The 15,512-nt window shown below is 42.0% G+C and carries 11 protein-coding genes; 6 read left to right on the top strand and 5 right to left on the bottom strand.

Going from position 1 to position 15,512, the window contains the following annotated elements; genetic code table 11:
- The first annotated feature begins 31 nt into the window (after window positions 1-31).
- Complete coding sequence (locus ACFI6J_RS03070) at window positions 32-688, top strand: hypothetical protein (RefSeq protein WP_334039524.1); 657 nt, start codon at window positions 32-34, stop codon at window positions 686-688.
- A gap of 301 nt (window positions 689-989) precedes the next feature.
- On the opposite strand, the gene ACFI6J_RS03065 is transcribed toward ACFI6J_RS03070, so the two are convergent.
- The 3 genes from ACFI6J_RS03065 to ACFI6J_RS03055 form a co-directional block, all read right to left on the bottom strand.
- Complete coding sequence (locus ACFI6J_RS03065; protein ID WP_334039525.1) at window positions 990-1,763, bottom strand: sulfotransferase family 2 domain-containing protein; 774 nt, start codon at window positions 1,761-1,763, stop codon at window positions 990-992.
- A 222-nt stretch (window positions 1,764-1,985) separates the two neighbouring features.
- Window positions 1,986-4,379 (bottom strand): right-handed parallel beta-helix repeat-containing protein, encoded by a 2,394-nt coding sequence (locus ACFI6J_RS03060; RefSeq protein ID WP_462585694.1) that lies wholly within the window; start codon window positions 4,377-4,379, stop codon window positions 1,986-1,988.
- Window positions 4,380-4,893: 514 nt separating this feature from the next.
- The gene (locus ACFI6J_RS03055) at window positions 4,894-6,771 is read right to left on the bottom strand and encodes an acyltransferase family protein (RefSeq protein ID WP_462555460.1); all 1,878 of its coding nucleotides are present in this window, start codon (window positions 6,769-6,771) and stop codon (window positions 4,894-4,896) included.
- A 384-nt stretch (window positions 6,772-7,155) separates the two neighbouring features.
- On the opposite strand from ACFI6J_RS03055, the gene pheS reads away from it, so the two are divergent.
- The 5 genes from pheS (at window position 7,156) to ACFI6J_RS03030 (ending at window position 12,545) form a co-directional block, all read left to right on the top strand.
- On the top strand, window positions 7,156-8,136 hold the full coding sequence (gene pheS / locus ACFI6J_RS03050; protein ID WP_012518127.1) for a phenylalanine--tRNA ligase subunit alpha: 981 nt from the start codon (window positions 7,156-7,158) through the stop codon (window positions 8,134-8,136).
- Window positions 8,137-8,150: 14 nt separating this feature from the next.
- Entirely contained in the window at window positions 8,151-10,538 is a 2,388-nt protein-coding gene (pheT, locus tag ACFI6J_RS03045) for a phenylalanine--tRNA ligase subunit beta (protein ID WP_348671096.1), read from the top strand.
- Window positions 10,539-10,541: 3 nt separating this feature from the next.
- A complete protein-coding gene (gene ihfA / locus ACFI6J_RS03040) occupies window positions 10,542-10,841 on the top strand; it encodes an integration host factor subunit alpha (RefSeq protein ID WP_014949129.1) in 300 nt (99 codons plus the stop codon).
- Between the two features lie 114 nt (window positions 10,842-10,955).
- Window positions 10,956-11,501, top strand: coding sequence for a hypothetical protein (locus tag ACFI6J_RS03035; RefSeq protein WP_156086266.1), 546 nt, complete (start codon window positions 10,956-10,958; stop codon window positions 11,499-11,501).
- A 450-nt stretch (window positions 11,502-11,951) separates the two neighbouring features.
- Window positions 11,952-12,545, top strand: a complete 594-nt coding sequence (locus ACFI6J_RS03030) for a hypothetical protein (protein WP_156086267.1) — start codon at window positions 11,952-11,954, stop codon at window positions 12,543-12,545.
- A gap of 60 nt (window positions 12,546-12,605) precedes the next feature.
- Here the strand turns inward: ACFI6J_RS03030 and ybaK are convergent, their stop codons facing one another.
- Window positions 12,606-13,076 carry a Cys-tRNA(Pro) deacylase gene (gene ybaK / locus ACFI6J_RS03025; RefSeq protein ID WP_156086268.1) on the bottom strand — a complete coding sequence of 157 codons (471 nt, stop codon included), beginning with the start codon at window positions 13,074-13,076 and terminating at the stop codon, window positions 12,606-12,608.
- Window positions 13,073-15,475 (bottom strand): penicillin acylase family protein, encoded by a 2,403-nt coding sequence (locus tag ACFI6J_RS03020; protein ID WP_156086269.1) that lies wholly within the window; start codon window positions 15,473-15,475, stop codon window positions 13,073-13,075. Before ACFI6J_RS03020 ends, ybaK begins: the two co-directional genes overlap by 4 nt.
- Between the last annotated feature and the right edge of the window lie 37 nt (window positions 15,476-15,512).

The raw sequence follows: 15,512 nt of genomic DNA, 5'->3' as shown, positions 1-15,512 counted from the left end.
CTATCCCAAAATTATCAAAGGAAGTAGTTGTATGAAATTGTTTTTTAAAGCTGCATTGATAGCGTCAGTCGTCTTATTTACAAGTGCCGCAAACGCTGCTTTTATAAACTTCGATAATGAAGTTGGCTCTGCCTCAGGATACGCGAGTCAGGATAATAGCTCAGGTACATTGTTGTCGAGTAACTCTGGCGCCACTTTGGAGCTAGGTGGAAACCGTTGGATTGATATTCTAATGAACGTTACCATCACAAGTAGCTCTATTCTTAAATTTTCATTCGAAGCGTCAGGCTTGAATGCTGAATTGTACGGTATTGGTTTTGACAATAATGATACCTACACGTACGGACAAATTGATTCGTTTGCTTTTTTCGGTGGTTCACAACTTAACAAGATAGTTAGAGAAAACCCGTTAAACGCTTTCGGAAATTATTCAGTAGGTGACGGAATCGTAAACTATTCATTAAATATTGGCGATTTTTTCACAGGTACGTTTGACAGAATCATTTTTGTCCTTGATAACGATGAAAATCAAACAGGTTCATTCGCCTCGTTTTCTAACGTAGAAATTTGTGACAATGTACTCGTTTGCCAAACTGCAGCGATTACAGAAGTTCCAGCGCCAAGCCACCTTGGCTTTGCAGGTTTAGCTCTGTTAATCGTCGGTGCGCTACGTAGAAAAATAAGATAGTCGTTTTTAAAATTATAGGTGCGCAAATGGCCTATAAATAACGAAAATAGAGAATACGCCCGGTGCTAATCATCGGGCGTTTTTATTTGAGATCACTACGTTCTACGTTACAGTTGTTTCTTCAAAAATACATCGACTAAGAGTTGAGGGTGTCGTAGCATAAAGAGCGTTGTTTATGCCTTGTTCATATCAAATGTAAGTGAAGGTTAAAAGGAATCAGGAACCTTTCAAGTTTTTTGTAGAAGATATTTTAAGTTTCGTCTATAAAAAGGAGCCAGCGTAAATCCACGCTAGCGCTTTTTTACCATTTCTTCACTGCCTCATAAATAATCTGGTCTACCTCATTTAGCTCGTCTATACATTCCATTATGTTTGGATCGTTATAGATCTTATTTGCCTCTTCGCTATTTGGCGTCGTATTTTTGCTGCTTATAGTAATTCTAGTATCAAAACTTTTATTAAACTTTGTTTTCCAGCTTTCTAAATCTTCTAAGATTCCTACACTAGAAAATCTTTTTAAGTTTTCTATAGCTGAACTAGCCGCTTCATCCTTGTTCGCCAGAATCTCTTCAGGGTCATTAAAATGCGAGAAAAAACGAGCATAAGTAGTGCATGATAACTTCGCTTTTTCAGACGTTAAGTATGCAGATATTTCACTCTCGCTTTTAACCCATGAAGACTGTTTGAAGCGATTATAAATATATTCAGAAACAAAGCGTTTGTTTGGTTCTCTCAGAATAGTGATGAAGTTCCAATTTTTATGAAATTGCTGAGTAACCTCAGGTCTAGCTCTACAATGACCGGTTACATACACTTGATTCTTATAGTGCAGAAAATTAATCAGTTGGGCTTCTCTTGCTAACATCATATCGATATCTAATATCTCGCTACAAATTTTGCTCCCTTTTAAATCTATACTTCCAACAAATCGAGAAGCTTTAAAAACTTTTGGATAAAGAGATTGATATATCGCATCAGATAGAGATACCCCCCCACACTTTGGAACGTGGCAAAAAAACACTTTTGGGTAACCTTCCAACAAATTAGTCACTTTCTTTTTAATAAATTGATTCACACTCGTCCCTAAAAAGCCGATTATTTTCAAAATTAATTCTAAAATTTAGAAGCAAAAATTAGACCCAAATATACACTTTAGATGTTTGGTCAATCTAACCTATATGAAGCAGCATATGAGAGGATATGACTAATATATTTCATGATGATTTCATTATCCCCAAAAGCTTGTTTTACCCTAAAGTTATTCCCTGTAAAAATAATAGTCTAATCATTTATTTTTCTAATTCTCGGTGATTGAGATACTTTTAAAAATTGCACGTGATGAGTTGGTGGACTGTTTAACTTTGTCATTGTCTAAAACCAAGACGAGGTAGTTTACTTGGCCTGTAATGTGTTTCCCTATGAGGAACGAAACTCGACTACTCGTACCGCTAAAGCTGTCAGTGCCATCTATCCCCCAGTTTTGACTGCCGACAAATCTAACTACTCGGTTGCTGTCTACATCTTTATCTGTTTCAAATCCAATTCCGATTATCTCTGCGCTTCCTTCTATGGCTAGTTCAAGGTTTATCATCGAATTGCCTGTCAATTCATAATCTATGGGAAAAATCTGCCAATTGTTGCCTGTGAGAGTAATAGCGCTTTCAGCTGTGATAATTGTTGCACCGTACTCATATTGACTTGTTAGTTCTTCATATACAGCATCATTTGGATTAAGCTCCCAGGTAACCTCGGGTTTTTCAGTTACTAGCTGTAGTCCAATCGTTCCTGAAAAGTTTGGGATTTGATATTCATCTGAAATAAATAGTTTAGGGGAAGCAACGCTTTTTAAAGACTCGATGTATTCAATATCATCTGAATAAGCATGCTCTTGAAGATATTCAAAATTGAATTCGTATCTGGCGTCTAACGTATCTTGGTTGAAACATAGGTCATTAATGCTAGTACTTCCTATATATTTTTCTTTGTCAAAAATACAATACCCTGCTGAATTACCAGAATCTTGAGTGAAAACAATATTGTTTTTAGAGGTTACCCAGAAGGTAGTGTCACCATTTACACGAGATGCAGCGATGCCGTTTCGTTCAACATCAATTACGTTCTCAAAAATAAATGTTCTTCCTGCGGGCTTGGCAATCAAGCCTCCCGCTTTTATAGCGGTCCATTCCTTACCTGTTTCATCGCCCAAATTGTGAATGTGATTGTGAAAAATATAGCTTGGTCCAAGTGTATTCGGTGCAATACTGATACCTGCATACCCCTGTTCAATCTCGTTGTTATAAACCAATACATTTTGCTGACCGCCGTCTATCTCTATTACGTCATCGTTGGCATAAGCAAGATAATTACCGTAAATAGCGGAATTCTTGACAAAGCCACCACGGCGCTCGGTATTCATTCTTCCTTCAATTACGTCGTTGAACCTGTGTTCATGCGAGCCATAAAACCGGTTGTTTCTTACTATGAATTCGCCTCTATACAAATCACTATCGTGGTATGCCCAAACTTGAAGTGCATTTGCACCTTTTGGGTGCCCATGCTGCCAACTATTCGCGGACAAATTAGGGCTATGCACTTCGCATTCTTCAATCACAGCAATGCCGCTACGCTCTAAATAAATCCCAGAGTCGTAGTTAATCGGAGAGCTACTAGTAGTGCTTGAATAAGCAATCCCATCTCTTATATCGTTAGCTCTTCTGCCGTAGCCAGAGACATTGCATCCCTTAATCCAAATATGATGGGCCTTTTTGGCAAAAATGCCGTACCGTTCCCCGCCAGTTACCGTCAAGTTCTCTAGCATGATATACGAATTGTTACCGATATTTACTGCAGAAAGCGCGTCGTTACCTGCTTCGATCACTGGACCATCGCCAATAATTTTGGCATAACCGTTTGCAGCACCCTGAATATTTAGCGCTTCTAAGTCAAGCTGACCCCCTGAATATATTTCTGATAGATAATAGATTTTATCTGGATCGATAGGGGGGGAATTTGGCTTTGTTTTAGTTTGAAACTTATGTTCTTCAACATTTCCATTCGAATCGGTTACGGCGACTTCGATAAAGTAAGTTGTGTCGGCATTGAGGTACACAATGCTGCCTGCGAAAGCTCCATGAATTGGTTCCCAAGATAAATCCAAGCCTTTTCGCCAATGTGTGTCATCTTCTTCTCTAAAGCGTACGCTAGCTACGCTATCTTCATCCTGCCCGTAAATAACCATCCCGACAGAGTTAATCAACGGTGTTGCAGTGTTTATAAATCCAGAGGCCGAGGCTGCGAAAATTACAGAAGGGTCGAGGCCTGCTGCTATAGCGGACTCGTAAATTTCGTTCTGGGTTAATGTGGAATGTTTTGAAATTGTTCTCATCCACTTTGCAGTATCAACGGGATATAGAGCAAATAACGCGGTAGCCTGTTCAGTGTTAATACTTAAAAAGCGAGCGTTCTTCTCCTTTTCCGTAATTTTGTAAGAAGGAGAGAGAATATCTTGGGCGTAGAGGATGGCAATTTCTGAGTGAAATTTTTTGACATACAATTTTGTCTTGTCAGGACCTTCATAACTCTCTAAGAGTGACCGAACATCATTTTCGTCATTGATATTTTTACTAAGGTAGTCGTATAAAATCTCACCTGGCTGACCTACATGATTTTGCTGAGCTGTGTTTTGGTGCACACTTGAACAAGATAGTACGCATATAGACACTAAGACTATGAAGACAGAACGAATTCGCAGAAACTTTACGTTAAATAAGTTCATCGTATGTCCCTATTATTGATAAAATTGAAGAAGTAAAACAGCTACAACATAGATAACGGTAATATGAGTTGTTTTACGGAACAAGGTAAGGAATTAGATCTTTACATTAGGTTGCGATTACGAGCTAGAGAATCTCGACCCCGATTTAATTAAAAGTGAAAATGTCGGTCCACAGTGCGTGCATAAGCTTATAAAAACTGGAAAGCCTATCTAGAGCTATTGGTAAAACGATGCATTATACCCAATGCGTTTTCAAATATACCTATTATAAGACCAACTAAACTCTGTTTAGTGCTTTCACATATGATGACCGCTTAAAACTCAAGTTCACTGTTTTTAACAAAAAATTGTCAGCTTAAGTCCCATCGTACTTTTTCTAGCAATGTATCAAAGCAGCAAGGCAACTATCTATTTAAAATCTATAAAATTTTTATGGGTTACTTGCCTTTATATAGCTTTGCTGTTTTGTAAAGATGGGCTCTAGATAGACATTTTCTTGTATCGAGTACCATGGGCGCATATGATTATTATCTCGATAGAAAAAGCCTCTTTTTTCGTCTCTCGTGTTACAGACTCCTTCTTTGCATAAATGTGCTATTGGATCGATTATTTCGATATCATTTATTTGCTTTAATTTTCTGAGAGCATCCTCATGTTCAGCATATTTCGAGCGGACTGAAGCTTCAGGTATGCTGCTTGGTAGGTTTTTTCGAACTGCTATTATAGGGTCAAACTCTATTCCTTTAGGCTCACCAGTTAACACAAAAACGTATCTTATTTTTTCTTTCAAAAAAGCTATGAACTCATCGTATTCGCTAATTCTAATGTTCTTTTCTCGCTCACGCTCAACTCTCTCTCGCGGAAGATATGAGTCGAAGCTGTAGAACGATGTTACTACTTTTTCAAACTTAACTTTTTCGACTAACTTTTTGTAGTCTTGTAAGTTGTTGCAATTCCATTTTGGATTTTTCATCGACGGCGTTACAAAACAACCGCTCTGAGTGAGGAAGTAAACATTGAATTCGTTTTCTAAACTTTCAATATATGGATAGAGCTGCTCTATATGACTCGCTCCTAAAACTAAGATGTTTTTATCAGAATTACCTTCAATAAATCTCACTTTTAGGGATGCTATTTCCAAATTCGCTTCTGGGTAGTTCCAGTCCTCTTTTGCTTCTATTGCTGATTGAACGAGTAGTTGATTACTTGGAGTTAGGCGAAACAAGAATCCATTCGTGTAGAAAATAGATAGCCCAAAAGCCATAGATAGAAAAGCAAACTGCAATGGTTGAAGACAATACCTTGCTCTTTCAAGTCGGTAGTCTTTTAAAGTCTTAGATTCGATGAATGTAAAGCTAAGAGCGCCAAGAAACACCGATAAAGGCATGCCAATAACCCACCAATAGCTCCCTAGTTCAAAGTAATATCCAGCTACTACCACTGGCCAGTGCCAGAGATAAATAGAGTATGACCACTTGCCGAATAAGTGAGCTAATCGGTTGCTAACAAGCTGAGAGTTACCGTTGTTTGCTATAAGCACTGCACACGTCCCCGCAATCGGCATTATCGATGCGTATCCAGGCCATGGTGTTGAAGAAGAAAAAACAAAAAATGACAAGACAATTAAAAACAAGCCAGTTACCTGTAGCGGAGTTTTGAAATTATCTTTTATTGCAATGGGGTATAGGAAAACCAATCCACCAGCTAGCATTTGCCAAGCTCTAGTAGGTAAAAGAAAGTATGCTGCGCTGCTTGATTTCGCAGTAACAAATATCGAAAAGCAAAATGCCAAAATGGTGGTAACTAAAATGAGTACTTTGATTTTGTGTATCGATAGAAACTTTCTCAAAAAGACTAAAATTAGTGGATAAATTAGATAGAACTGCCATTCAACGGAGAGGCTCCATGTATGAAGAAGCCATTTTTCGTTAGAGTCAGGGTTGAAGTAATTTGATTCCGTCCAGTACACAATGTTCGAAACGAAAGTTAAGCTCGCTGCTGAATGCTTGCCTAAGTTTAGATAGTCAATTGGTGGAAGTAAAAATAGCCCAATGACTATTAAAAAGAAGCAAAGTGCGGCTAGAGCCGGGATAATTCTTCGTACTCTAGCTTTGTAAAAATCAATAGTCGAAAAACTCTCTCTTTCAATGCCCTTAATTATAATCATGGTCATCAAAAAACCAGAGATCACAAAAAATACATCTACTCCTGCAAAGCCACCAGGTAACCATTTATGATTAAAATGAAAAATAACAACAGATATAACGGCTATCGCTCGCAGAGCATTAATGTCTTCCCTAAATTTCATTATGTTGCGCTTCTATAAAGTGTTTGAAAGAAATATTGTTAAGTGCAAGATTTAAAGCATGGTTGAGTGCGGTCTTAATAATTTCTGACAATACCCGTGCTTATCATTTAAGTTCTTTGTGAATGCAAGTATGAAGCCACACTTTTTGACTCACTTAGCTAGATTAGCTTTAGTCTGTATCGTTTGTATGACGTTTTTAAAAATGTGATGTGAAGAATAGAATTTTTAAGGCTGAGATAAAAATTAGCCATTATCAGCTATATAGGGTAGCGGTAATGTCAGTCACTCGTGTAAACTACCGCTTTTATTTCAGGCAAGCCTTAGCGCGCAGAATAATTCTTCCTATGCTTTGGCCATGCAGTCATCATGTAAATTGAGGAAAACATGGAGCTTGACGCTATTATCAATCAGGCACAAAGCCAGATTGACGCTGCACAAGATGCAGCCACATTAGACCAAGTTAGGGTCGAATTCATGGGTAAGAAAGGTAAACTTACCGACTTACTTAAAGGGCTTGGAAAGTTATCTAACGAAGAACGTCCTGCCGCAGGCCAAAAGATTAACCAAGCTAAACAGGTTATTCAGCAAGCTATTTCTGCTAAAGGTGAGTTTTTACGCACTGAAGAGCTTAACAAGAAGCTAGCAGAAGAGGCAGTAGATGTAACTTTGCCTGGTCGCACAGAAAAGCCAGGAAACTTACACCCGGTTAGCCGCACGATTGCACGCATTGAGTCTTTCTTTGGCGAGCTTGGCTTTTCAGTTAAAACTGGCCCTGAAATTGAAGATGGTTTTCACAACTTCGACGCGCTGAACATTCCTGCGAATCACCCCGCGCGTGCAGACCATGATACTTTTTATTTCAACCCAGACATGATGCTTCGTACGCAAACCTCTGGTGTTCAAATTCGTACTATGGAAGCGGAAAAGCCACCATTGCGTATTATCTCGCCAGGCCGCGTGTATCGTAACGACTACGACCAAACACACACGCCGATGTTCCACCAAGTGGAAGGTTTGATGGTTGATAAGAATGTCAGCTTTACCGATCTTAAAGGTATCTTGCACGACTTCTTACATCACTTCTTTGAAGAGTCACTAGAAATTCGCTTCCGTCCGTCTTACTTCCCGTTTACTGAGCCTTCAGCTGAAGTAGACGTTATGGGTAAAAACGGTCAGTGGCTTGAAGTATTGGGTTGCGGCATGGTGCACCCAAATGTACTTAAAGCGGTAGGTATCGACCCAGAAGAGTACACAGGTTTTGCCTTTGGTATGGGCGTAGAGCGCTTAACTATGCTTCGTTATGGTGTTAACGACTTACGCGCGTTCTTTGAAAACGATCTTCGTTTCCTTAAGCAGTTCAACTAAGGCAGAGAGTACACATGAAATTCAGTGAAAAATGGTTAAGAGAGTGGGTTAACCCGTCGCTGTCGGCACATGAGCTGTCTGAACAGTTGAGCATGGCTGGCCTTGAAGTAGACGGTGTTGAGCCAGTAGCAGGCGATTTTAAAGGCGTGCTAGTAGGTGAAGTCGTTGAGTGTGGTCAGCACCCGAACGCCGACAAACTGCGCGTAACTAAAATAAACGTAGGTGGCGATGAGCTACTTGATATCGTTTGCGGTGCGCCTAACTGCCGTCAGGGCATTAAAGTAGCAGTTGCTGTTGTTGGTGCTGTATTGCCAGGCGACTTTAAAATTAAGAAAGCAAAGCTTCGCGGCGAGCCGTCATTCGGTATGCTATGTAGCTTCTCTGAGCTAGGTATTAGCGACGACCACGATGGTATTATCGAGCTTCCAGTCGATGCACCTATTGGCGCAGACATTCGCGATTACCTTGGACTTGATGACAACGCAATCGAAGTTGACCTGACACCAAACCGTGCAGACTGCTTGGGTATTCGCGGCATTGCCCGTGAAGTTGGCGTGCTTAATAACCTTGACGTTTGCGAACCTGAAGTAGCAGCGGTAGACGCAACTATTGATGACAAATTATCAATTATGCTAAGCGCTGATGACGCATGCCCGCGCTATTTGGGCCGTGTGGTTAAGGGTGTTAACGTTAAAGCAGCATCGCCACTATGGCTAGTTGAAAAGCTGCGTCGCTGCGGCATTCGCAGCATCGACCCCATTGTAGATGTGACTAACTTTGTATTGCTAGAGCTTGGTCAGCCAATGCACGCGTTTAATCTTGCTAGCATTGAAGGCAACGTTAACGTGCGTATGGCAAAAGAAGGCGAAACGCTTACGCTACTTGACGAAACCGAAGCTAAGTTACAAAGCAATACTTTAGTTATCGCTGATGACAACAAAGCGTTAGCTATGGCAGGTATTTTCGGCGGCTTACATTCTGGTGTTACCACCGAAACCCAAGATATTTTACTTGAAAGTGCTTTCTTTAGCCGTGATGCGATTATGGGCCGTGCCCGTCAGTACGGTTTGCATACCGATGCGTCGCACCGTTACGAGCGTGGTGTAGACCCACAGCTTCAGCGTAAAGCCATGGAGCGCGCTACTGCACTGGTACTAGAAATTTGCGGTGGTGAAGCTGGCCCTGTTGTTGAAGCAGTGGCTGAAGACAAGCTACCCAAGCAGGCTACGGTTACGCTTCGTCGCGAACGTTTGTCTCGTGTACTAGGCATTAGCATTGACGATGCAAAAGTAACCGAAATGCTAAACCGCCTTGGTTTAGACGTAACGCAAACCGAAGCTGGCTGGGAAGCGGTTGCGCCAAGCTATCGTTTCGATATTTCAATTGAAGAAGATTTGATTGAAGAAATTGCGCGCGTATACGGTTACAACAACATTCCAAACGTGGCACCAAAAGCGACGTTGGCAATGCTGCCTTCGCAAGAAGCCAAGCTTCCGTTAAACACAATGAAGTCATTGCTTCTAAGCCGTGGCTACAATGAAGCAATTACCTATTCGTTTGTAGACCCTAAAATTCAAAACGCATTATTCCCAGACGTAAAAGGTATGGTGTTACCACACCCAATTTCATCTGATATGTCGGTAATGCGTGTAAGTTTATGGCCGGGATTAGTTGGTGCTACTGCTTATAATCAGAAGCGTCAGCAACAACGTGTTCGCATGTTTGAAACCGGATTACGCTTTATTCCTCAACAAGATGCGCCAAATGGTGTATTGCAACAGCAAGTAATTGGTGGTGTAGTAGCAGGGCGTCGTAATGAAGAACATTGGGACTTGGGCGACAGCCCGGTTGATTTCTTCGATGCAAAAGCCGATGTTGAGGCGTTATTGGCACTTACAGGCAGAACCGGTGAGTTCCAGTTCGTTACAGGGCAACACAGTGCGTTACACCCTGGCATGACGGCAAAAATTTTGCTTAATGATGAAGAAGTTGGCTATATTGGTGCTATACACCCGCAGTTCACTAAATTGCTTGGTGTTAACGGCCGTGTATTTGTGTTCGAACTAGTGGTAGATGCCATTACTGATCGCAAGTTACCGTCAGCCGTACCAGTATCGCGCTTCCCATCGAATCGCCGTGATATTGCTATTACGGTTAAAGATGAAGTGCGTGTAGGGAATGTTCTTTCTTACATAGAAAATATTGGCGTAAATCAACTAGTTGCTCTAAACTTGTTCGATGAGTACAAAGGCAAGGGAATTGAGCCTGGCTATAAGAGCCTTGCTTTGTCACTTCATTTACAAGATCCGGATAAAACCTTGGAAGAAGCTGAGATTCAGCAAGCTGTAGATACTGTGGTTAAAGGTCTGGAATCTGAGTTTGGGGCCGCGTTAAGAGAGTAAACTATGGCATTGACCAAAGCCGAGATGGCTGAACACCTATTCGAGAAACTAGGCATTAACAAGCGTGATGCGAAGGATCTGGTAGAGCTTTTTTTCGAAGAGATTAAAGGCGCTCTGGAATCTGGTGAGCAAGTAAAACTGTCAGGTTTTGGCAACTTTGACCTGCGTGATAAAAATGAACGTCCTGGCCGCAATCCAAAAACCGGTGAAGACATTCCAATTAAAGCACGTCGTGTGGTTACATTCCGCCCGGGTCAAAAATTGAAAAGCCGAGTTGAAAACTCTGCACCTGTCGACCAATAATCTTTAGGTCGTTACAATACTGAAAAAGAGCGGGGTCTCTCGCTCTTTTTGTATTGCTTCTTTTATACAGTGCCGTCGCACTGGTTTTCATATGCAACTTCTTTGGAGGAAAGTGTGAAGAAAGCACTTGTTGTTCTTGCTATTATTGTTGCTGCTACGTTTTCATGGTTTGCTTATCTGTCGCTAGATGCAGACAAACGAGACCAAGACGCAGCGCAAGTTCCGCTAATCACAGTCATGGAAATTCTTCACGCTAGCGATTTGCAGGAAGGCGTTAAGCAGGCTGTGAAAGATGGGAATATCGAAGTAGTAGATTCTTGGATGGTACAAGCCCGTGAAGTAGGGCAGGCTGCCAACCTGTCATCTGAAGATATGGATTATCTTAATTCAGAAACTGCGAAAGACTACGTCGTATTCAATGCTAAGCGCCAGCTGTACAACGAAGCGTTTGAAGCGCGTTATTATGCGTTGGAAGAGGTAGAAACGCTTAAAGAGCAGTATCCGGAAGCCAAGGACTTGTTTGCTCGTACTGATGCGCTGATTGAAAAGCGTGACGCTATCATTAAACAAATTGCTGTCGCTATTTCAGGAAGCGAGCAGCCTGGTGAAGCCGCGCTTAAAGAAGCACGTGAGCAATGGTTAGCGCAGGCGGGTGAGTAGGCTATTGCTCGCGCTGCACTCAAACACTCACCAGAAACCTATACCACAGACCAGCTTCATACCCCTCTTTACTTTTCATACTATAAAATTACTGAAAGCTTAATTTGAAAATGTACGCAATATGGCGTACATTTGGCGTGCTGAGTGGGTTACAAGGAAATAAAGCAACAGGTCATTGACTGTCTAAATAAAGGATACGTTTCCCATGAGCAGAGAAACGATATTGATGTTAAAAATCTATTGGCAATAGGGCAAGTGTCGCTTGAGGAAGTTGCCGAAATTATAGGTCGAAGTCGTGGAAACGATTATTCTTCCAGCCCTCATCATTATGATAGCAGCATTGCAGTACACGTAATTAAGACAAGGCTAGCCGGTCAATATTGGTATGTTAAATGGTATTTCGTAGAGCCGAACAGCGTTTTTATTAGCGTCCATCATTAAGGAAAAGATATGAAAATTTTCAAAGTAGGCGAGTCGCAAAAAGCGGCATGTAACAAGTGCCAATCATTTGAAAATGCGACATTTCAACTTAGAGATGTTCCTTTCAGTGATGGTACGGGTGTGGTTAAAAAGGTTTTGGTAGGGGTATGTGATAAGTGTGAAAATGTGACTGTATTACCTCACCAATCTACACCTGCGGTTAAACGTCAATATGAAGCAAAGCGAAAGCCAGTGGAAGGGCGTTTACCTGCGCATTTAATCGATATTTTAAATTTGGCGACAATGGAAATCGGTGCAACTACAGACTTTGTTCCAAGCATGATGAAGTATTACATTCATACACTGTCTGAAGATGAAAAATCAGCAAAAAAGATAGCCAGTTACCTTCAAAGTGACTTGGCAAAAGGTAGATCAGAAAAGCGCCTATCGCTTAAAGGGCGTAAGATTTTCGAAGACATAGAGCATCTTAAGTCACTATCGCACATAGAGAACACTACTGATTTATTGAAAGGTATTATCCTCAAGATAAACGAAGATGTGCTGATTAAAAAAAGGCTTAAACCAATCGAAAACCTTAAGAACATAATGGCGGCAGTCGCATAACCAAAAGCTGCAATGCGAGTTTTGGCGAGCGCAGTTAACTTTGTTCAGGATTGTGCTAAGTTAACTTACCGAAATATCTGCAAATTTAGCGCTCGTCAGCAAAGCCAAATCGGCAGGAGCAAGGGCCACTTCTAACCCTCGCTTTCCAGCGCTTACGTGCATAGTGGTGAGGCTTTCAGCGCTTTTGTGAATTACGCTTGCTAACCGCTTTTTCTGGCCTAACGGACTTACCCCACCTAACACATAGCCTGTTGCAACCATTACTGCATTTGCTTGCGCCATTTCTACCTTTTTAACACCTAACGCTTTGGCCATTTTCTTTTCGCTAAGTTTGGTGTTTACAGGGACCACGGCCACGGCAAGCTTGTTGTTATCTGTACTCACTACCAAAGTTTTAAAAACGGTATCCGCGTCAAGGTTTAGCTTCTCAACCGCTTCTAGCCCGTAAGATACCGCATTTGCATCGTGGTCATACTTTAATACCGTGTGTGCGATACGTTTTTTGGTAAGTAGAGTGATTGCAGGTGTCATTCAACCTCTTTTCTATAAAATGTTCGGCTGTATATGGGCGCATTGGGGAGTAACGGTGTAGCAGCGTGCGTTGCGTAGTCGTTAAATCCAGACGCGTAAAATTCTGAAAGCGGGTGTCCAGATTGTCCGCCAGGTAGCGTTAAAATGGCATCTTCTAAATAGCCAGGGCTGACAAATAATCGCTCAGAAGCGCCGAAGCTAGGTGCCTGTACGGCGGGCATGTATGTATCGCCAAACCCCTCCACTTGCTGCATGTTTAACATGTTACCAACTAGCGGAATTTGATCGGCAAATGGATGTTTAACAGACAGTGCGTTCACTTTGCCCCAAGCTAATGTTTCCATATTAGCTTCTACTGGTGAATACTTGTCTAATAACTTGTGTTTGGCGCGCCTGTAGGCGTCTACAAGTAGCTCGTCAAAACTTTCAATATCGACAGGCAGCCAAGATTCAGGCTGACTATGAATAAGTTGCCACACAGCTGGTTCAATGCCACGTAAAAGTGTACGACTGTTTACACCTTGTTGGTCTAATGTTGAAAGCACGCCTCCAAAAAGGGTTTGTACCACCTCTTGCCTAAAATATTTTACCAGGGTGTAGCCAACCGAATCTTCACATGCGCATTCATCCCAAGTGTTTAGATATGCAAGGTCTGGCTTAAATTCGATATCTTGCATGTTGAGCAGCCCATATAAAAGATGCTGCCAAGGAATAAGAAAGCGGGCGTGATTATCTAACTGAATGGCGTAAAAATCAGTCTCAGTAAAGATGTCCTTTTCAAATAAGCGGTCTCTTATTTGTTGTCCGCGTGCACCCAGCGCGTAACCACCGTCGCCCCAGACTTTGAAATCATCAGCTGAAATTACTCTGGCATTTGCAGTCCATATTCTTCCTATATCGGGGTTTAGAACCATGGGAAGCTTTAGTGCACGCTTAGGTGGTGTGTTTACTGCTTCTTGTTCTTTTATAGCAGTGAATGAAGCCTGCTGCCTTTCCATAACCGCGCCGCCAGGAAGCCAAGCCGCATTGCCGCTTTCATCAACAATCACGAGGTTTTGCGTGGGAATAGCAATGCGTTGGCCCATCTTTATCGCTGCTTGGACATTTTTTGCATTGCCGAAGTTTATTATTCCCAAGTTAGCAGCAAACGGATGATGCGCTACCCAATTAAGTGCATAGCGCTTGCCATTGAGTTCTTTCACTGGCCCATACGAGCTTACTTCAAACTCAAATGTGTGCTCACCATCAGGTAAAGGAATACGCTCTGTTACCGTACTTGTGGCCGTCGATTCGCCTAGCTCAATCCAATCTACATTGTCTAAATTTGCATTCGTAAAACCCCAAGCGATATGCCCGTTGGTGCCTACAACAATGCCAGGAATACCCGGCAGGGAAACCCCGGTTACTTGCACATCGCCGCCCGATTCTTGATAGTTTAGCTGGGCGCGATACCAGATGATGGGAACCCGCAATCCTAAATGCATGTCGTTTGCTAAAAGGCCTGCGCTTGTCGTGGTGTGACTCCCGGTCACCGCCCAGTTATTGCTACCAATATCAGGAAGCTCAGTACCGTTATATTGTGCACGGGCAATAGCAGTATTGTCGCTATCGTTTGAGTACTGAGTAGTCGCGTCTTCAGGCTCTTGCTTAAGACTCTCGTCATTACTATCTTCTGGTGAGTGAGTAATTGGGCGTAGCGATGCAGGGTACTCTGGAATAGGTGCTTCAAGCAATGGTATCTCGCTGGCATCTAGCGCTGCCTGATAATTACTCGGCTGAGTAATGAAGCTGTATACATCATTGCCAAAAGTTGAAAGCAGTGCCTCTCTTGCTAAATCAAGCTCTACTTGGCTACCTTGTAAATCCAAATACATACTGTAAATCACAAGAATACTGTCGGTGGGGCGCCATTGTTTTATATCAACGCCTGCAGCTAGGTATTCAAAAGGTGGCAACGTATACTCGGACAATGCGTCATTTACGCCGTGGGCGTAACGTACAAGTAGTTCTTGTTGTTTTGAGGGAAGGTTATCGAATACGGCTTTTGCTCGTTTCTCAAATTGATGAAAGCGGGCTTTCTTATCGATATCTAGGGCAATGTCGCCCACCCACTGTGACAAACTACCCGATGCGGCGCGGCGCTGTAAATCCATTTGAAAAAAGCGATCTTGAGCATGCGCAAAACCCAGTGCATAGGCTGCGTCGAAAATATCGTTGGCTTTAATAACGGCTTGGCCTAGTTCGTCACGGCTTAGCTCAGTAGGTGCGTTTACGTGATAGGTGGCGCTATTTCCGTCAAGTGCGGGCAAACTCATACGAAGCGAGATGTACAATCCCAGTACCGTTAAAAAAAGCAGTGCTAAAACACTTAAAACCAACCACTTGAACCAATTTATCACGTGTAAAACTCCCTATTTTTCTCTATCCTAACCACAG

Source organism: Alteromonas sp. G4i13 (assembly GCF_054960505.1).
Note: the sequence above shows the minus strand (reverse complement) of the source record. Positions and strands in the feature narration are given on the sequence as shown.